Source organism: Shouchella clausii (assembly GCF_002250115.1).
In the GTDB taxonomy this organism is placed as follows: Bacteria; Bacillota; Bacilli; order Bacillales; family Bacillaceae_D; genus Shouchella; species Shouchella clausii.
This window is the reverse complement of sequence record NZ_CP019985.1, coordinates 277,624-297,424: the sequence shown is the minus strand read 5'-3', so window position 1 is coordinate 297,424 and position 19,801 is coordinate 277,624. Positions and strand designations below refer to the sequence as shown.

Sequence of the window (19,801 nt, the reverse complement as noted above, 5' to 3'; positions counted from 1 at the left end):
CCCAATTATAATTTTACCCGAAGTGGGTCAATCCTTGCAGGTGTTAGGCAAAGCCTTATTTTCATCAGCCGAGAAACGGTATTCCGGCCCGTACCCTCTTCCTTGCCTACCTTCGCGCCAGCCAAATCAACGACGATAGCGTTTGTGTGGATCTTCATTCCCGTAACGCTATGGCTACAGGGGAATCGGCCGAACGAATTCTAGCCGTATCTGCTTGGCGCGAAACGATAAATTTTACAGATGCGGAACGCGCTGCTCTGGCACTCAGCGAGTCGATGACTCGACTGCATGATCAGATTGATCCGGTGCCGGACGAAGTGTATAAAGAAGCAGCCCTTCACTATGATGAGGCGGCACTGGCTACGCTCATTACGGGGATCGCTACGGCTAATCTATACAACCAGCTTAACGTCTCAACGCGTCAAATAGTAGATGTATTGTCTTGCAATTAAATCGGCAGTCGCTACTCATCGAAAAAAGGGAGGTTTTTCATCATTATGGCAACAGTACTTTATATAACAGCTCACCCGCGCGATGATGAGCGATCCTATTCCATGTCAGTAGGAAAAGAATTTGTTCAAGCTTACCGATTAGCTCATCCGCAGGATGAGGTAGTTCATCTCGATTTGTATAAAATGAATATCCCGCAACTAGACGCTGATGTTTTGGACGGGTGGGACAAGCTCAGAAGTGGTACATCTTTCGAACAATTAACGCTTGAGGAGCAAACGAAAATCCGACGTATCAATGAACTTGTTGATCAATTTGTGGCTGCAGATAAATATATTTTTGCCACTCCCTCAATAAAGTTTAATTTTCTTTCGAATACTCACGTATTCTTAGAATTTCATATACAAGCTAACCAGCTGCCCCCCCCACTAGATAACATGCCTTGGATATAGTTAGCACAAATTTTAATTTTTTACAGGGCGTGGACCATCCTAACGCCCAAACTGGATGTGTTTGGAAATTAGAGTATGACCGTGCTTCGTCGAACTCTCCACACAGCTCACGGTCGCTCACCCTCCCATGTCTCTCTGGATCCCTAGAAAGTCCATACATTCCTTCGTCCTGCGTATCCGTGGTGTGGAGGCCGGATATGCTCCTATACTGGGTCCATGCCCGAATGGGGTAAATATGCTCCGGCTCTGCACTGTTGGTGTTTGTCTTCAAATGATTTTGTTAAGTCAGCGTTTATACAGCCTGTCATGCTTGGTTCTGAGGGATGCCACACAAAAGCTTAGAACCATCAAATGGACACTGACGCTGTCCAATGACAAAAATAACTTTCAGTAACTTCCCACACAAAGCAATCAATGACTGTTGTTTTTTTAACGGCTTATCAGGGCGTTTTGTGTAATAGGAATGCAGGGCTTTAAAGGTGGAATTATGGGCAACGAGCGGGCGAATGGCAAGGTATAAAGCTCTTCTGAGCTTACTGCGGCCTCGCTTCGTTATCTTGGTTTGTCCTTTCCATTTCCCTGAACGATTTTCTCGTAAAGACAGCCCTGCTAAATTAATCAACTGCTGGGGATGGCTGTATTTGGTCAGATCGCCTGTCTCAGCCAGGATGGTTGTCACGGTAGCGACTCCCAGCCCTTTAATAGCCATCATTTTTTTAGCTCCTGGAATGGTCTTTCCCACCTCTTCAAGGTCCTGATCTAGTTCTTCCAGTTGGGTCTTGAACAGCTCGTATTGGTCGAGAAGGCAGCCCATTTCCTGCCTGGCAAAGCGAATGCCGACGGAAAGACCAATGCTTTTCTTTGCGGCTTCTACCAGCTTTGTCGCCCGTTGGATTCCCACTCCCCGTTGGACATAGGGCTTCCATTTCTGAAGCACTTCTTCAGGAGTCATCTGAGAAATGTCAGAAGGAAAAGGAAAGAACTTTAGCGTACAAAGGGCGGCTTTTCCTTCCCAGTCTCCGAATACACCGAAGAATTCCGGGAAGTAGCGCTGAATCAGATTTTGGATTCTGCCTTCTGTGGTCATAAGCTGTTCGACGAGCTGATCTCTTATTTTGGCGCCTTCTCTTAGTTCCGCATAAATGCCTTCTACGAGATTGGGTACGGAGTATCGCCCGTCTTTAATCAGCTGTGCAATCACTTTAGCGTCCTTTGTATCATTTTTCGTTGGTGAATTGTCATCAAGCTCTTTGCTTTTTTTCACGTGCATGGGATTGACGACAACGAACTGGTAATGCTTCGCAACAAGGTAATAAGCGAGGTTTTTCCAATAGTGACCGGTTGGTTCTGCCCCGAAAAGGATGGTCTTCTTTCCATTCTCTTGTGCATATCGTTCGGCCCAGACAATTAGCTGTTCAAAGCCATGAATGTGGTTTTCAAAGATCAGACGTTTCCCAAACTCGATGCCCCGGTCATCCTGAGCGCGGGCTACATGTTTGTCTTTGGCGATATCAATGCCAATGATTAAGGTGGATGGTGTGATTTGCTTGATTTTCTGGTTTTGTGTATAATTCATTGCGAGTCCTCCTTGGGTATCAATTAAGGGTCCTTTTCGCTGATCAGCTTTGGACACCTCGTATCATACCAAGGGGGCTCTTTTTGTTTCAAACCTCATAAACCTTCATTACAGGAATGCTCCCTCCATGGTAAACATCACACATCTTTGATCAAGCATTTGAATATGTGCATGTCGTTTAGAAGCTGAAAATCTAGTATAAAGAACGATATCTGCATTCATTGCACTTTCGTTACCAGGTGGGCGTTTTAAAAGTGAGGGGATTCTTGCATCTTTTTATTGAGAATGATTATCATTATTGAGTATGTTGTTTATAACATGACGGTAATGGCAGAAGGGTGTATACACTGCAAAAATGAGTAGCAGATCATTATAGAAGGAGATGTTAAAAATGTTGAACCTATTATTTCAATCACATGCAGGTTTGTGGCGCATTACCATTTTGCTTTTTTTCCTCGCATTTATTTTATTGAAAATAGGAAAACCTAAGGGCAAAAAAATAACGCAAATGCTATTGCGCTTGTTATACGTGATTATGATCGTTTCCGGGCTGGGAATGTTAATCGTACTCAAATTTCCATGGTTATACGTTATCAAAGGGATTTTAGCACTATGGCTCATCTGGACAATGGAATTGATTCTCTCTAAATCGGTGGCAAGGAAGGAAAGTGGTCCTTCTACAAAAGGGTACTGGATTCAGTTTCTTATCGCTTTAATACTCGTTATATGGATTGCAGCCAATATGATTCGTTTTTAGCTTTCGCAAATTTCAATGTGCGGGTGCGTGATCTAATATATTCCCTTGATCATCTTGCTTTCGAGATGATCAAGGGAAAGATCACTTCTACACTAATAAAGATAAAGTACGAACTGTAGACAAGCCTAAAAGACCGATTAAGTCAAAGAAACAACGCTAGCAGGGTGGATAAAGCCAAGTCCAGTTTTTTCCACGAATACAGGCAAGAATTGGAGAATGTTCACTCCTTTAATCAATCTAGAGAGGGTTTGAACCCTTTTACAAGTTACTAAACACTCTTTTCATTGCTATGTGTTTTTGTGTACTTTTAACTATAAAATTTGTTGAGACCTTAAGCTACTTTTAATTACTTTCATCCCATATTCCATATAAAAACAGATCAATGGCACGGTCGATTTGCCCCTCTTTCTGCGGGGCATGAAAGTAAGAAGAAATCGAGATAAACAATTGACTTACCGCAAATTCTGGATCAATTGTGCTTCTTAGATGCAATTTACTGCCTTTTAGCAGCTCAATAAACGGTTTTTTATAGGACGTGGTCCAAAGGACAAATAATTTGTCTGCAATGTCTGGCGATAACGTATGTTGGATATCATGCAACATCATAAACAAATTAAAGGGATGGCGTTGCTGCAAATAATAAACCATATTTCGTATTTTCTCTTCAAAAGACTGTTCATTATTTGAAGACATACGTTCTAAATTTGCAGATACCTCTGTGGCCAAGCGGAGCATGACATGGTAATAAATTTCTTCTTTTTTCTTGAAATAGTAGTATAAGTTGGGCTGAGTAATCCCTAAAGTATCGGCAATTTGTCTCGTCGATGTAGCCTGATAGCCTTGTTGCATAAATAATTTTTCAGCCACATCTAAAATGTTATCATACATGTTTAATCACCTAGAAATTGAGTTTAAATGTTACCTGCTTCAACACGGGGGCTGTGATAGGAAGGGCAATTGCCCAGCGAACAATTGCCTTTCCTTAGTTGTGCCCCTTTTTCCTTGCTACATGTTTTCTTTCAAAGTCCCATCTTTCATTACTAGCACACGGTCACAATAATCGATTAAACGTGTGTCATGGGTGACCATGATCGTCGCTTTATTGTTTTTTTTCGTTTCTTTTGCCAATATCTCAGCAACTTCATACGCTTTTTCTGTATCCAAGCTTGCGGTCGGCTCATCAGCTAAAATGATCGTCGGGTCGTGGTACAAAGCTCGAGCGATGGCGACTCGTTGACGCTCACCGCCAGAAAGCTCTTCTGGGTATTTCTTTTTCAATTTGTCAATGCCTAATTGCGTAAAGAGGTTGTCGGCTGTCTGATTTCTTTTTTCTTTGCTGATTTTATCAACAAGCTGTAGTTGTTGTTGTACTGTCAAGAATGGCACAAGGTTTGATGATTGTAAAACAAAACCAATCTCTTTAAATCTTCGTTTGGCGCGTTCTTGTTCTTTCTTTTTGCTAAAAAGTTTACCATTAATCAATACTTCTCCCTCGGAAGGCGCTTGCAATCCGCCGGCAATCGTTAGAAACGTGCTCTTTCCAGAACCAGACGGGCCGATAATAGCGACAAACTCCCCTTTTGCTACGGCGAAATCTGTTTTCTTTAACGCTTCAATTGTATGAGCACCATCTTTGAACGTTTTTTTCACTTGTTTAAATTCAATTGCCCCCATGTTCTCACTCCTATCCAATTGCTTTCAATGGATCAATCTTTACGATGCTTCTTACTGAGAAAAAAGCACCTAAAACAGCGATTAGTATGATGAGCCCACTAATTCCTGTGAAAAATTCGATATTTACTTGGAAAGGCACCGCTTCTGGCAACAGCAAGGATGTACCCAAAGTTGACAGCAAGCCTATCATGACACCTAATGCTGTTAATAAGAACGTTTGCGCAATAACAGAAGTTGATATATATCGACTAGAAATGCCTTGGGCTTTCATTACCCCAAAAATTTCCGACTTTTGCATAGTCAGGACATAAACAAATATGCCAATAACAATGGCGGCAATGATAATGAGAAATCCAATCATAAACCCAAACGTTAGTACTTGTGCACTGTAACCAGGAAGTTCATTGATGAAAGTGGCGATATTTACTGTTTCTAACTCATCAGGCGTGTCATTCAGTTGCCCCCTCGTCACAATTGCATTAATAGGCGCCTCATCGACTGTTTCTGGCTGATCAAAACGAATTTCTTGGTTAGCACTGATTGACGTGTATAAAACTGGCGATACAGTGAACTTTGCATCTTCTGTAAAACCAACGATTGTCAATTCTTTCTCGTTGCCTGCTAATGTTATACGATCTCCTAATGACAGGCCGTATTGCTCTTTTAAGCTCACATCAGCAACTGTTTCATTATCGTTTGAAAACATTTCTCCCTCAATAATGTTCGGGACTAAAAATTGGTCTGGCACAATGCCAAAAAACTGAACATTCACCTTTTCATCGACATCTTCTTGTGTGATCACACCGGCAGTTTGCGCTAAAATCGCTTTCTCATCAGCGGAAACGTCGTCAAATACATTTTTTGAGACCATTGACATGTTTAAATTGTTATTTGATTCTTCCGCTAATAATATGTGATCAGCGTTCCATTTATCGACAACCATGCGATTTTCCTGTGCCAGGCCATAGGCTAATCCCGTTAAAAAAAAGACCAAATAGGCAATCAAGAACATGACACCTATCACCAAGGCATAGCGTAATTTGGAATGCTTCATTTCATTGATTGCTAAAAACATCTTAACGCCCCTCCTCGATTTTATCGACCGATAAAATGAGCGTATCATGTTTGTTAGGGGACTTCAACAGTAATGGCAGTATAAGGATTTGGGTAAAGGAAAGAGCCCTAAAACACTTTTTTGGAGGCTTGAATGTGGACAGGTTATACTTAATTGGACAAGTCCAAGAGCGCGCGCCCTTATTCTTGGTAAAATTGTTTTATATACTATTTATTTCTTACTCAAACACTTATAATTGTAGGTGATGTTAGCTATTTAAATGAATCAATAGATGAGGTGTCAAAAGGTAATATGAGCGAAAAATTTATTAGCTATTACAAGGAGATAAGTATCCGAGAAATTGCTCAACTTATCTTCATCTAGTTACATGAGGGTAGGTTCCAAGAAAATTATTAAATGAGGTACATAAAGATGATTAACTTCCAAGACAAAGTAAGCTTCATTTGGTCAATCGCAGAGGTTTTACGCGGACCATATAAACCAGAAGACTACGGTAAAATCATTTTGCCATTAGCAGTATTACGACGTTTTGATTGCGTATTAGAGAGCACAAAAGAGGAAGTATTAGCTAAGGCAGAGCAGTTTGCGGCAATGAATGAGGATGCTCGTGAGCAGATTTTAAATCGTGTATCAAAGCAAAACTTCCACAACGCAAGTAAATATGATTTCAACAAGCTGTTAACAGATTCAGATAACATTGCTGATAATTTACGGGACTATATAAATGGTTTTTCAAAAGTAGCTCGTGATATTATGGATCACTTCGACTTTGACCGCCAAATCGATAAGCTTGAACAAAATAACTTGTTGTACTTAACGATTAAACGCTTCAGTGAAATCGACTTACATCCAGAAACAGTGTCAAATATTGAGATGGGCTATGTATTTGAGGAATTAATTCGTCGTTTCAATGAAAATGCAGAAGCAGGGGATCACTATACGCCACGCGAAGTAATTCGTCTAATGACGCATTTATTATTCTTACATGACGATGCAAGCATTTTAACGAAGCCAGGTTTAACACAAACATTGTATGACTGTGCAGCTGGTACTGGTGGTATGGGTTCTGTAGCACAAGAGTATTTACTAAGTCAAAACCCAACAGCACACTTAGAGTTCTTCGGCCAAGAAATTAATCCTGAATCATATGCGATTTGTAAAGCAGATTTGCTGATTAAGGGAGAAGACGCACGTAACATTCGTTTAGGGAATACGTTATCAAAAGACCAATTCCCACACGATAAATTTGATTACTTAATTTCAAATCCGCCTTACGGAGTGGACTGGAAATCGTACGAGAAGCCAATTAAAGAAGAACATGAGAAACAAGGTTTTAACGGACGATTTGGGCCAGGAACACCAAGAACGAGTGATGGACAGCTACTATTCTTAATGCACTTACTGTCAAAAATGAAGCCAGTCACAGCTGAAAATCCACAAGGCTCTCGTTTAGCCATCATTATGAATGGTTCGCCGTTATTTACAGGTGATGCAGGCTCGGGTGAAAGCGAAATTCGTAAGTACTTGCTCGAAAACGACTTAGTAGAAGGTATTGTGGCATTGCCGAACGACCTTTTCTACAACACAGGCATTGCAACGTACATTTGGATTTTAACGAACAATAAAGCACCTCTTCATAAAGGGAAAGTACGGTTAGTCAATGCCGTAGACTTCTCGAAAAAAATGAAAAAGTCGATGGGGAGCAAACGGAACGAAATTACAGAAGAGCAAATTAACGAGATTGTTCGATTATACGGCGATGCACAGCCAAACGAGTACGTGAAGATCTTTAATAATGTAGACTTCGGCTACACAAAAATTACAGTCGAACGTCCATTACGTTTAAACTTTCAAGTCAATGAAGAGCGTCTTACTCGTGTTGCAGAGGAAAAAGGTTTTGCAAACTTAGCAACTTCAAAGAAAAAAGGCGATGCAGGTTATTTTGAAATTGAAGAGGGTAAGAAGCTGCAAACGCAAATTTTATATGTGTTACGCACGTTAGCAAGTGATACAGTATATAAAAATCGTAATGAGTTCAAGAAAGTAGTAACAGATGCCTTGAAAGAAGCGGGCATCACGATTGGTGCACCTGTATTAAAAGCGATTTTAGCTGGTCTATCTGAAAAAGATGAAACAGCTGATGTATGCATGAAAAATAAGACAGATATCGAACCAGACACAGATTTACGTGATACAGAAAATGTACCATTAAAAGAAAGTATTGAAGAATACTTTGCATGTGAAGTATTACCACACGTACCAGATGCATGGATTGATGAATCAAAAACAAAAATTGGCTACGAAATTCCATTCACTCGCCATTTCTACAAATACACAGCATTACGAAGCTCAGCAGAAATTATGGACGAGATTCGTGCATTGGAAGCGGAGATTGCAGAGCAGTTGAAGAAGGTGATGGGATGAGTAGAGAGCTAAAAGATTCAGGAGTAGAATGGATAGGAGAAATACCCGCAAACTGGTCTGTTGAAAAAATTAAGTATACAACTTATGTTAAAGGTAGAATTGGTTGGCAAGGTTTAAAATCTGATGAATTCACCGATGAAGGTCCTTATTTAGTTACAGGAAAGGATTTTATTGGAAAAAATATTAATTGGGAAAGCTGTCATCATGTTTCAAAGGAGAGATATTATGAAGCCCCACCTATTCAACTTAAAGAAAATGATTTATTAATCACTAAAGATGGAACTATTGGTAAAACAGCTATTGTTAGAGATATGCCAGATAAAGCTATTTTAAATAGTGGCATTTTTGTAACGAGATCAGCTAAATATGAAGTTGATTTTATGTATTGGATGCTTAATTCTCAAGTCTTTGATAAATATATTAAATTCTTTGAAACAGGCTCTACAATTAAACATTTATATCAAGAAACATTTGAGAACTTTTCTTATCCTTTACCTACACGATTAGAACAAAAAAAAATAAGTTTATTTTTAAACCGTAAAATTAAACTAGTTGATGAAGTTATTAATAATAAGGAAAAGATGATGACCCTTTTGGAAAAACAACGCCAATCAATTATCACAGAAGCTGTTACAAAAGGTTTAAATCCGAATGTGAAAATGAAAGATTCGGGTGTTGAGTGGATTGGTGAGATTCCTGAGCATTGGGAAGTTAAACGCTTGAAAAATGTTTTAGATTTAAATCCAAGTAAAAATGAAGTAAATGCTTTAAAAGGACTTAGAGTAACATTCTTGCCTATGGAAAATATCTTAGGCCCAAATGAAGTTGATATTAGTATAACCAAGAATATTGAAGAAGTTTATTCAGGATATACGTATTTTAAAAATAATGATTTAGTAATGGCGAAGGTAACACCTTGTTTTGAAAATGGAAATATAGCTGTTATGCAAAACTTAGAAAATAGTATTGGTTTTGGTACTACTGAATTACATGTTCTTAGAGCAAAGCCTAAGCAAAATATTACTTTTTATTTTTATTTGGCACAGTCTGCTCCGTTTAAACAAGAAGGTGTTTCGGCTATGTATGGCGTTGGTGGGTTAAAGCGAATTCCGAGTGAATTTATTTTTAATTACAAGTTTGCAAGGCCATCTGTATCAGAACAAAATGAAATCGTAGAGTTTTTAAATGAGAAATGTACAGAGCTTGAAAGTATTAAGAAGTTAATTAACGGACAAATTGATAAACTAAAAGAATACCGCCAATCCCTAATTTACGAAGCAGTAACAGGCAAAATTGATGTGCGTGATATGGAACTTGATTTAGCGAGGTGAGTTGTGATGGCAGTGGATACTTCAGAAAAAGGTTTCGAAACGAATATCGAATTAGCATTAATTGCGAATGGCTATAAAAAGCGTGTGCTTGTTGGAGAGACAAGTGTTACTTTTAAACAGCATGCCATTGATGTTGAGGAGCTATTTGCATTTTTAGAAGATACACAGGAAAAACGTATGCGCACGTTAGAGAAATTGTATGGTCCTTCTTATAAAGAAGAAGTGTTAAAGCGTATTAAAGACCAGCTGCATCGTCAAGGCTTGGTCGAATGTTTACGTAAAGGGATTAAAGACCGTGGTGTGACATTACAACTTGCGTATAATAAGCCACCTACGGATATGAATAAAACATTAAATGAGCAGTATGGGAAAAACCGTTTTAATGTCGCTCGCCAAGTATATTACAGTGATAAGCACACCAACAGCTTAGATATGGTGCTGTTTTTAAACGGTTTACCGCTTGTTGTGATGGAGCTGAAAAATCCCCTAACGAATCAAACTGTAGAGCATGCGATGAAGCAGTTAAAGGATGACCGTGATCCACGTGAGCAACTATTTAAGTTTAATGAGCGAGTAGCGGTTTACTTTGCGGTTGATCCAGATGAAGTATTTATGACAACGAAGCTCGATAAAGGCAAAACATACTTCCTCCCATTTAACAAAGGCAATAATGGTGGGAAAGGCAATCCGTTAACTAATGGTGACAATTATCGTACGCACTATTTATGGGAAGACATTTTAGCACCTGATAGCTTGCTCGACATTTTATACCGCTTCATCTTTATTAAAAAAGACGACATTAAAGATTCAAACGGTGAAACAATAGGTGAGCGTCAAATGCTCATTTTCCCCCGTTTCCATCAGTTAGATGTTGTACGTAAGTTAGAAGCAGATGTTGCACAAAAGCTTGTTGGTCATAATTATTTAATTCAGCACTCTGCGGGGTCGGGCAAGACGAATTCGATTTCGTGGCTTGCGCACCGTTTAGCGAAACTACATAACGAGGACAATGAATCAATTTTTAGTAGTGTGATCGTTATTACCGACCGCCGAGTGTTAGATAAGCAATTGCAAGATGCGGTGTATCAGCTGGAGCATAAAGCAGGGATGGTAGAGCCGATTGATAAAGATTCAGAGCAATTAGCACGTGCCATTAATAATGAGACACGTATTATTATTACAACGCTTCAAAAGTTCCCGTTCATTTTAGAAAAAGTAGCGGGCTTAGAGCGTAAAAAGTATGCGGTCATTATTGATGAGGCTCACTCATCCCAAGGTGGAAAAGCTTCCACAGCCTTAACGAATGTGTTATCGGATAAAACGTTAGAAGCAGCTTATGAGGAAGACCGTATTGCGGAAGAAAACTTAGATGATATAGATGAAAAAATCGTTGAAGCAATCATGAAAAGTGGTAAGCAAGATAACGTATCGTTCTTTGCTTTTACGGCGACACCAAAACCTAAGACATTAGAGAAATTTGGTACAGTTGGTATTGATGGTAAACCAGAGGCCTTCCATCAATACACAATGCGGCAAGCGATTGAAGAAGGCTTTATTTTAGACGTACTTGAAAATTATACGACCTATAAAACGTTCTGGAAAATTGCAAAGACAGTAGACGATGATCCGGAGGTATCAAAAAAACAAGCCACGAAAAAGCTAGCACAATACGTGTCACTTCATCCACATAGCATCACACAAAAAACAGAAATTATTATCGAGCATTATCGCAATTTCGTTCAGCGCAAAATTGGTGGTCGTGCAAAGGCAATGGTTGTAACAGCGAGTCGTTTACATGCAGTACGTTACAAAATGGCATTCGATAAGTATATAAATGAAATGGGCTACGATGATTTAAAAACGGTAGTCGCTTTCTCTGGTACTGTGAAAGATGGTGAGATTAATTATACCGAGTCAGAAATGAATCAGTTCTCTGAAAAGGAGTTACCTGAAAAATTTAACTCTGATGAATACAAAGTGCTACTTGTTGCGGAGAAATATCAAACTGGATTTGATGAACCACTGTTGCACACAATGTATGTAGACAAGCCATTAAGCGGTATTAAAGCTGTACAAACACTGTCTCGTTTAAACCGTACTTGCCCAGGTAAAGAGGACACATTCGTACTCGATTTTGTAAATGACCCTGAGGATATGAAAGCTTCATTCCAACCATATTACGAATCAACAAGCCTATCTGAAATTACGGACCCAAATATTCTTTATGATATGCAGGCTGAAATTGAGCCATATCAAGTATTTACAGAAGATGAGGTACAAAAAGTTAATGAGCTTGAAGTAGCAGGCGGTGTGAAGAAGTCAACTAAGGGGCAAACAGAGTTAAATGCGGTTCTTGACAAAGGTGCCGAGCGATATAAAAAACTTTCAGAAGAAGAACAGCTTGATTTTAAACAAGCTGCAACAAAGTTTACTCGTACGTATAGTTTTGTACTACAAGTTGTAACGTTCATCGATGTAGGTTTACACAAGCAATATATTTATTTAACATACTTGTTGCGCAAACTACCCCGTGGCTCTGGTGACAAGGATGTGTATTTAGCAGATGATATCGCACTGGAATACTACCGCAATCAAAAGGTATTCGAGGGTAGCATCGAGCTGGAAAAAACGGGTGGCGTTGAACTTGACCCACAGAAGCATGGTACTGGTGGTGCAGCTGAGGATGAGAAGGTTCGATTATCAAGCGTGTTAGAAAAGTTAAATGAGCGTTTTGGCACGCAATTCACAGAAACAGATTTCCTTTCTCGTGAGCAAGTCAAAGAGGATATGTTAAATGACGAAGACATTCGCCAAAAAGCAAAAAACAACACAAAAGAAAACTTCAAATTCGCCTTTGAAAAATCCTTTATGAACTTCGTTATTGACCGCATGAGCAGCAATCAAGAGTTCTTTATGAAGATTTTAGAGAACGACGAGTTTAAGGCGTATATTATGGAAGAAATGATGGATGAAGTTTATGGAGAAGTGAATAGTTAGCCTTTTAGTTTGGACGGAGTTAAGAATTAAATTTTATCTTTTAGGGTTAGTCTTAGGGTAGAAGTTTGTAATGACTTTAAGTGAGTCTATCGTGCGATCAGTAAACAAGAGGGTCAAAAAGCGCGCTTGATGACTTCGTGACAATATGGAAAAAAGTCTATCCAAGAGGAACAAAATCACTTGAGGAGAATCTTTTATATTCCTGAATTTGATTTAGCAAGAGCTGATTTAGTTAGCGTGTTTGTTTGAACGAGGAAAATAATAAAAGTGGTTTATATGCATAGACTAGGGTATTCATTTACACAAAATTCTTGATGGGCCCCACAAACCATAAACAACCAATTCTTCATCATAATTTGAAGAAATGGTTGTTTGCATGAGCTATTAATCTTTCCCTTGTACTTGAAAATACAGGGGGAAGTTATCCTAACAAAAAAGAAATCAACGATTCTAACCTTGAAAATAAAATAGGAGACTTCAGTCTGTCACAAACCTTTTCTCATGAAAAGAGGGTACTGGCAAAAAGAAACAATCAATAGCAAAATGCCTAAAGAAATAAAGATAAATGTACTCGGTAGAACTTGGCTTAATCCTGTATACATACCACCGATGGCCATGCCAGAATAACGGATAAAATTAAACAAGCCTAAGGCAGCACCTCTATATTCTGAAATTTTATTACTGATCATTGTCGAAAACAATGGGGGCGCAAAACCGATAGTGACGCCATATAAAAACAACAACGTGCTTAAACCGATAATCGTTTTCGTATGGAGTATGCCAAAAAGGATAATCAACGCTGGCATGACAAACAGAGTGGCTCTATACAGCTTACCTAGTGCTATTTTTCTTTGTAACTTTTTAAAGAGCACACTGCCTAAAATCATGCTTACAGTTAGAGGTAAATACAATAATCCGATATATTGTAAATCAACGTGATAATGATCCCGAAGTAATAGCGGTAAAAACACGAGAATGGCAAAGTATATAAAAAATACAAAGAAGCTTATCAACATCATCATAAAAACAACACGATTAGAAAAAACGGAACGGTACGTCTGTAAAAAACGGTCTTGCTTTTGTGAATACTCTATTTTATAACCGCTGTCAGGAAGTCCGTACATCATAGACAAAAGCAATATAACACAAATAACCGAAAGAAATAGAAAGATTCCTTCGTAACCAAAGTACTCTCCTACTAATCCGCCGAGTACTGGAGAAAGCGCTGGGGCAAGAGTCAGTACGATTTGATAAGTACCCATTGCGTTTCCTCTTTCTTCCCCTTCAAATACGTGTGAAATCATAGTGATTGTTACCAGTGGAATAATTCCAGCACCAACCGCTTGAATGAGCCTACAAATTGTAAAGAGCATAAAATCATCTGTAAACGCACAAATGGTCGTCGAGATCCCCATTAAGACAACACCTAGTATTAATAACTTTTTTTTGGTTTTTTCGATCGACCACTGATCCTAAACAGATTTGTACAAGCGCTATAGTCAGAATGAAGCTGCTCACTGTGAAGTTTACCCAATGTATCGACACGTTAAAAGAATCTCGAATAAGGGGAATGACCGGTGTATAAATATTTTGATTCAAGGAAGCGAAAAAACTGCTAATGCTCAACAAAGATAGTATAAGCATTTTTCCATAAGCCTGTTGCCGTAACATACCTCGTTTCCTTCTTCCATTTTTAATGTGACTTGATATTTTCTGCAAGAGCATGTAAAAAACGAATAAGTGTCTCTAATTCTGTTGAATTAAATTCAGCAAAGATGCGCATATAGCGATTCCTTGCCTGTTCATGCAATTGACTATGGATAAAGGCGAGCATCTCTCCTGATTTCGTTAGACGGTAATAAACTTCTTTTTTGTTATCTGCTAGTTGTGTCTTCTCCAGGATTTGCTGATCCAATAATTTCTTTACTGCTTTTGTAATAGCTGGTTTCGATACGTTTAAATGTTCTGCGAGCATGGTATTATTCGCTCGTTCTTGTTCTTTTACAATCGCCACAATGTGTAATTGAGTCAGTGTCCAATCAGAAACAATCGCTTCCTCCTGGCTGCCTTTCATTGCCTTCCTTCTTCTGTCAGCGGCTTCTCTTTCTTTAATGACTTGTTCCAGTGCTTCGAGTGCTTGTTCTTTTTTATTCATTTGATTCACCTATCTTTATTTTATTAACCGGTTAACAATATTGATTGTATGACTTTTTTAATAAGAATTCAACCCTTAAAAATGTGTGAAAATATTTTTTTTGTTATTAGTTAATCGGTTTACTATATTGGTGTGGCGTATGCGTTGGTGAAGTGAAAAGGTTCAGCAATCCATTAAGTAGAGGAGGAGGGGATGACTATTAAATGGAGTTAAAAGGGGATCGATAGGAGATGATTCATAACACTGTGTTTTTATGGGAGATGAGCACACAAAATGAAAACGGATTAACTTTTATAGATGTCTATCCTAAGCCAATCCGTTTTTAAGGTCTCAATATTAATACATGTTTAAATAGGTACAGCGAATCTTGAATCAAATAGTAATCATAAAAAACTACACTTTTTGAATAACTATTTTTAGATATTTCGGTTACTTTGTTCCTAGCCCTTTCATCTTTTTCCACTTTCTAATTTTCGTTCGAAAGCTTTTAAATGGAGCCACTGTATTGATATGAATCCATTTCCAAATGGGCCAATTGGCTGGCGTAGAAGTCGCCCATTGTCTACCACCTGGTTCAAATAATTCTTGGTCGCTATAGCTCTCAACTAATTGAATGATTTTATAAACATCTTGTTGAAACAGGTCAATCAATGTTTCAAGGGAACACGCTGCGTATTTGTCGTAAAAACGTTGATAAAGGCCACCAAGATTATTCCATTTATAATCTTCTGTTGGCGTCATGACAAACTTTCCATCCTGATTATCTTGTTCCCATGAGAGAATTAAATTGATCCAGCCTAATTGGTAGGCAATCATCTGGGCTGGCGTTCGGTCAACTTCTTTTACGAACACATCTTTATCAAGATCATCAATAGCATCAAATTCATTCATGAATAACGTTGCTCTTTTCATTATTTCATCAATCAAAGCTTGTTTATTCGCGTAGTTGCTCAGTTGTCATCATCCTTTCCTAATCGTTTTTGCTTATATACAGATTATACAATTAAACGACTCTTAAAAATGTGAAACAAATGTTGATATTATTGTTCGCTGAGATCTTTAAGGCATTTCGAAATTAAGTAATTAGAAAAACTGTCACAGATCATTTGATTACTGATTGGCGCGGCAGGGAATATAGATGTATGCGAATAATTATATGATAAGCATCGATTTGTTCATAAAGGAGAGGGGAATATAAAAATGAAAAAATTGTTGAACGATCCGAATCAGTTAGTGTCCGATTTTCTAGATGGGTTTACTGCTGTTCATACGAGTCAATTGAAACGCCTTCCAAATAGCAATGTGGTTGTCCGTAAGCAGCCAAAAACGGATAAAGTCGGCGTTATTAGCGGAGGGGGCAGTGGCCATGAGCCTGCCCATGCAGGTTATGTTGGTTACGGGATGCTCGATGCTGCCGTATGCGGTGAAGTCTTTACTTCGCCAGGGGCTGATCAATTTTTAGCGGCGATTGAAGCAGCCAACCAAGGAAAAGGTGTGCTTCTTGTCATAAAAAATTACAACGGCGATCGAATGAATGCAGAGATGGCGATGGAAATGGCTGAGGCACAAGGTATTCAGACAGAAATGGTTGTCGTTAACGATGATGTAGCTGTGGCTGATCCAGCACAACGGCGTGGCATCGCTGGCACGGTTCTTGTCCATAAAATTGCAGGAGCTTGTGCAGAAACGGGCGCTAGTTTACCGAAAGTAAAGGAAGTCGTTGAAAAAGCAATAAGCCGTATCCGCAGCATGAGTCTGGCTTTAACGCCTTGTTCATTGCCTGGCGTTGACCAACCTAGCTTTGCTTTGGCAGAAGACGAGATGGAAGTCGGCATTGGCATACATGGTGAAAGAGGGATGTATCGAGAAAAAGTCGCTCCATCGCAAGAAATTGCCCAACTGCTCGTGTCGAAAGTGGCTGCTGAATTGCCTGGCTCTGATCCACTAGCTGTCCTTATTAACGGCATGGGCAGCACGCCGTTAGTAGAGCAGTACAGTTTTGCTCGCGACGTGCTAGCTGAACTAGACAAGCAGTCCTATAAAATACATTCCACCTATGTAGGGGATTATATGACAAGCCTTGATATGGCAGGCATTTCCTTGACGTTGTTTGTTGTCGATGAAGAGTTAGCGCCTTACTTACAAGCAGAAGCGAGGACTGTGCAATGGCAGTCGTAAGCAACTCGTTTTTGAAAAAATGGCCGATCATTTTAACAGAGGAGGAACCGGTATGAATACAACACAGCTTAAACAATGGTTAACAGAACTGGCGGCTGTTATTGCTGACAACAGAGACGAATTGTCGAAATTAGACCAAGCATTAGGGGATGGAGATCATGGCATTAACATGCATCGTGGCTTTCAAGCAGTGCTTGCCGAGCTGCCAAACATAAAAGAGGAGGATGAACCGGCGGCATTGCTGCAAAAAGTCGCAACCATTCTCATTTCAAAAGTAGGAGGAGCGTCAGGACCTTTATACGGTACCGCGTTTTTACGTATGTCCGCTGCATGCAAAGGAAAACAGACACTTGATGATGAGACGATGGTGGTTGCTCTCAAACAAGCAGCTGAAGGCATTGCCCAGCGGGGAAAGGCAGCCCCGGGAGAAGGGACACTTCTTGATGTTTGGTCCACGGTGGCGAATGAAGCTAGGGAAACCGGTATGGATTGGAACCAGTTGGAATCGTCTGCTAGAGAAGGCATGGAAGCAACGAAGGATATGGTCGTCAAACGTGGCCGAGGCGCGATTTTAGGCGAGCAGTCAGTAGGCCATATCGATCCTGGGGCAGTCTCAAGCTATTATTTGTTTAAAACGCTATGCAACACAATGAAGGGAAGCGAGTGACGTATGGCAGACAGACGTGTAGCGATTTTGCTTATTTCTCATGTGAAAGCACTGGCGGACGGCGCCCAAGCATTGATGCAACAAGCAAACCGTGATGTTGGTATTTATGCTTGCGGCGGGTTGGAAGACGGAGAGATCGGCACAAGCATCGAACGAATTCGCACAGTTATAGACGGCATACCAAGTGATCACGATATTTTGGTTTTCTACGATATAGGAAGTGCGAAAATGAATGCGGAAATGGCACAAGAGTTCGAGCCGAACCGAACGATCATGATTAGCGACGCACCTTTAATCGAAGGAGGATATGTGGCGACGATTCATGCAGGGCTTGGAAAAGGGATCGAAGAAGTAAAAAGGAATGCAGAAAGCAGCTACCAGAAAGGGGAGTGAACCAACTGTCATTTCTGCAAAAACGAGCGGTCACTCTTGTGTTTCTATTTAGACATGCATAGAAAGCAATTTGAACGGAAATGTTAATGGAACAAAGGGGTGATGTTGAAGTGACAAGAGGACAGTCTCGTAATAATAAACATAAAGACAAAGCTAAACTGTCGCAAACGCCAAAACAGGAAATCGTAAGTGATGGAATTGACGAAGAATATTCCGCTGAACTCGCGGACCAAGACGATATAGAGGCTCAACAACGGGCTGCTGCTGCTGACAGACGCGCCAACCCTGATAACCAAGCATAACGCATATTAGCCAACCTATTCGGGTTGGCTTTTGTTTGTAAAAAGATGGTTGCGTGAATGTTCTTTCTTCGGTATTCTTTCCTATAGAGGGCAAAGCAGGGGGGAAAGGATGGAAAAGAAAAAAGAGTGGCGCAAGTTAGCGATTTTGCTTGCTTCGATCGGTATTGCCAACATTGGTGATTTTGTTTATTTAGTGGTGATTAATATTATTGTCTTTGACATGACTGGTTCGGCTGCCGCCGTAGCCGGGTTGTGGATTATTAGCCCAATTGTGAACATCTGCACAAAATTTTGGACGGGAAGTTTTATTGATTACCGAAGCAAACGAGCAGTGATGATGGTGACATACGGACTTAGGGCCGCTTTTATTGCTTTGCTTCCTTTCGCTCCCAACATCGTTATTATTTATTTGATTCTTGTTTGTTTAAGTGTGGCTCAATCTTTTTTTACGCCAGCTTCGATGACGTATACGACAATGCTCGTTCCTGTTGAAAAGCGGAAGCGCTTTAACGCCATTCGCTCGTTTTGTTCATCGAGTGCGTTTATTGTCGGTCCTGCGATTGGCGGCGCTATGATTCTAGCAACCTCTATTTCCTGGACACTTTGGGCAAATGCTTTGTTTTTTGTCGTTGCCGCTATTTTCCTTGCACTATTGCCAAAGGGAGAGAAAATCAACCAAGCAACGGTTCCAAAATTAACAGTTGCACAAGTCGCTAAAGATTTTACTGCTGTCGCAGCGTTTTTGCGAAACCACCAATATATTACATTCATTTACGTTGTTTTTTTGCTAGTTATGTTGTTTTCGTTTGCCATGGATACGCAAGAAGTTGTCTTTACACAGCAAGTTGTTGGTTTATCGCAAGTTGAATATAGTTTGCTTGTTAGTATTACCGGGATCGGTTCGATTGTTGGTGCGGCCGTTTTGGCACTGTTTGCCAATCATATTCCGTTGCGGCATATGATTGGCAGTGGGCTCATTTTAATGACAGCAGGTTACCTTATGTACGCGTTTTCTTGGTCGTTTTGGTCCATTGCCGCTGGCTTTATCGTCCTCGGCTTGTTTAACGTGTTTGTGAACGCCGGAATGGCCACTTTTTATCAAAACCACATTCCAGTAAAGATGATGGGGCGAGTTACAAGCATAATGCAATTAGGCCAAAGCATTTTTCAAATTCTTTTTATTTTAGCGGTGGGCGTGATGGCTGATTGGTTTTCATTACGGCTAACCATTGTGGTGCTCGCCCTTGCGATGGCTGTCCTCGCCTGTTTATTTGCGATTTCCGTTTTCCGACCAGGCAATCGACCATTTTTTGAAGATCAAACAACAAACGAGCAAACGGGGCAACAAGCACGGTAGGTCATTGCTAAGT

At 39.9% G+C, this 19,801-nt stretch carries 17 protein-coding genes and 2 pseudogenes; 12 read left to right on the top strand and 7 right to left on the bottom strand.

Annotated elements, in window-relative coordinates:
- Positions 1-80 precede the first annotated feature (80 nt).
- A complete protein-coding gene (locus tag BC8716_RS01360) occupies positions 81-452 on the top strand; it encodes a carboxymuconolactone decarboxylase family protein (RefSeq protein ID WP_318257485.1) in 372 nt (123 codons plus the stop codon).
- A gap of 45 nt (positions 453-497) precedes the next feature.
- A pseudogene (locus BC8716_RS01355) lies at positions 498-818 on the top strand (NAD(P)H-dependent oxidoreductase); the annotation flags it as partial.
- A 388-nt stretch (positions 819-1,206) separates the two neighbouring features.
- Here BC8716_RS01355 and BC8716_RS01350 read toward each other — a convergent pair.
- Positions 1,207-2,478, bottom strand: a complete 1,272-nt coding sequence (locus BC8716_RS01350) for an IS110 family RNA-guided transposase (protein ID WP_063609918.1) — start codon at positions 2,476-2,478, stop codon at positions 1,207-1,209.
- A gap of 391 nt (positions 2,479-2,869) precedes the next feature.
- Between BC8716_RS01350 and BC8716_RS01345 the strand changes: the two genes are divergently transcribed.
- Positions 2,870-3,235 carry a DUF1516 family protein gene (locus BC8716_RS01345; RefSeq protein WP_157730323.1) on the top strand — a complete coding sequence of 122 codons (366 nt, stop codon included), beginning with the start codon at positions 2,870-2,872 and terminating at the stop codon, positions 3,233-3,235.
- 342 nt (positions 3,236-3,577) lie between these two features.
- Here BC8716_RS01345 and BC8716_RS01340 read toward each other — a convergent pair whose 3' ends face one another.
- From BC8716_RS01340 to BC8716_RS01330, 3 genes are all read right to left on the bottom strand, one after another.
- The gene (locus tag BC8716_RS01340) at positions 3,578-4,123 is read right to left on the bottom strand and encodes a TetR/AcrR family transcriptional regulator (RefSeq protein ID WP_094423624.1); all 546 of its coding nucleotides are present in this window, start codon (positions 4,121-4,123) and stop codon (positions 3,578-3,580) included.
- 117 nt (positions 4,124-4,240) lie between these two features.
- Positions 4,241-4,909, bottom strand: a complete 669-nt coding sequence (locus BC8716_RS01335) for an ABC transporter ATP-binding protein (RefSeq protein WP_094423623.1) — start codon at positions 4,907-4,909, stop codon at positions 4,241-4,243.
- Between the two features lie 10 nt (positions 4,910-4,919).
- Positions 4,920-5,984 carry an ABC transporter permease gene (locus tag BC8716_RS01330; protein WP_094423622.1) on the bottom strand — a complete coding sequence of 355 codons (1,065 nt, stop codon included), beginning with the start codon at positions 5,982-5,984 and terminating at the stop codon, positions 4,920-4,922.
- A 411-nt stretch (positions 5,985-6,395) separates the two neighbouring features.
- Here BC8716_RS01330 and BC8716_RS01325 point away from each other — a divergent pair, with 411 nt between their 5' ends.
- The 4 genes and pseudogenes from BC8716_RS01325 to BC8716_RS22675 all read left to right on the top strand — a co-directional run.
- A complete protein-coding gene (locus BC8716_RS01325; RefSeq protein WP_094423621.1) occupies positions 6,396-8,408 on the top strand; it encodes a type I restriction-modification system subunit M in 2,013 nt (670 codons plus the stop codon).
- Entirely contained in the window at positions 8,405-9,739 is a 1,335-nt protein-coding gene (locus BC8716_RS01320) for a restriction endonuclease subunit S (RefSeq protein WP_094423620.1), read from the top strand. The genes BC8716_RS01325 and BC8716_RS01320 overlap by 4 nt, the downstream gene beginning before the upstream one ends.
- Before the next feature lie 6 nt (positions 9,740-9,745).
- Positions 9,746-12,736, top strand: coding sequence for a type I restriction endonuclease subunit R (locus BC8716_RS01315; RefSeq protein ID WP_094423619.1), 2,991 nt, complete (start codon positions 9,746-9,748; stop codon positions 12,734-12,736).
- A gap of 42 nt (positions 12,737-12,778) precedes the next feature.
- A pseudogene (locus BC8716_RS22675) lies at positions 12,779-12,927 on the top strand (IS256 family transposase); the annotation flags it as partial.
- A 294-nt stretch (positions 12,928-13,221) separates the two neighbouring features.
- Here the strand turns inward: BC8716_RS22675 and BC8716_RS01310 are convergent.
- The 3 genes from BC8716_RS01310 to BC8716_RS01300 form a co-directional block, all read right to left on the bottom strand.
- Positions 13,222-14,151 (bottom strand): MFS transporter, encoded by a 930-nt coding sequence (locus BC8716_RS01310; RefSeq protein WP_257252159.1) that lies wholly within the window; start codon positions 14,149-14,151, stop codon positions 13,222-13,224.
- Between the two features lie 278 nt (positions 14,152-14,429).
- Complete coding sequence (locus BC8716_RS01305) at positions 14,430-14,891, bottom strand: MarR family transcriptional regulator (RefSeq protein WP_094423618.1); 462 nt, start codon at positions 14,889-14,891, stop codon at positions 14,430-14,432.
- Between the two features lie 429 nt (positions 14,892-15,320).
- Entirely contained in the window at positions 15,321-15,845 is a 525-nt protein-coding gene (locus BC8716_RS01300; protein WP_094423617.1) for a ClbS/DfsB family four-helix bundle protein, read from the bottom strand.
- Positions 15,846-16,091: 246 nt separating this feature from the next.
- On the opposite strand from BC8716_RS01300, the gene dhaK reads away from it, so the two are divergent.
- The 5 genes from dhaK (at position 16,092) to BC8716_RS01275 (ending at position 19,788) form a co-directional block, all read left to right on the top strand.
- Positions 16,092-17,069 (top strand): dihydroxyacetone kinase subunit DhaK, encoded by a 978-nt coding sequence (dhaK, locus tag BC8716_RS01295; RefSeq protein WP_094423616.1) that lies wholly within the window; start codon positions 16,092-16,094, stop codon positions 17,067-17,069.
- A 52-nt stretch (positions 17,070-17,121) separates the two neighbouring features.
- On the top strand, positions 17,122-17,736 hold the full coding sequence (gene dhaL / locus BC8716_RS01290; protein ID WP_094423615.1) for a dihydroxyacetone kinase subunit DhaL: 615 nt from the start codon (positions 17,122-17,124) through the stop codon (positions 17,734-17,736).
- A gap of 3 nt (positions 17,737-17,739) precedes the next feature.
- Complete coding sequence (gene dhaM, locus BC8716_RS01285) at positions 17,740-18,129, top strand: dihydroxyacetone kinase phosphoryl donor subunit DhaM (protein ID WP_094423614.1); 390 nt, start codon at positions 17,740-17,742, stop codon at positions 18,127-18,129.
- Positions 18,130-18,239: 110 nt separating this feature from the next.
- Entirely contained in the window at positions 18,240-18,431 is a 192-nt protein-coding gene (locus BC8716_RS01280) for a YfhD family protein (RefSeq protein WP_245850026.1), read from the top strand.
- Between the two features lie 109 nt (positions 18,432-18,540).
- The gene (locus tag BC8716_RS01275; RefSeq protein ID WP_094423613.1) at positions 18,541-19,788 is read left to right on the top strand and encodes an MFS transporter; all 1,248 of its coding nucleotides are present in this window, start codon (positions 18,541-18,543) and stop codon (positions 19,786-19,788) included.
- The last annotated feature ends 13 nt before the right edge of the window (positions 19,789-19,801 follow it).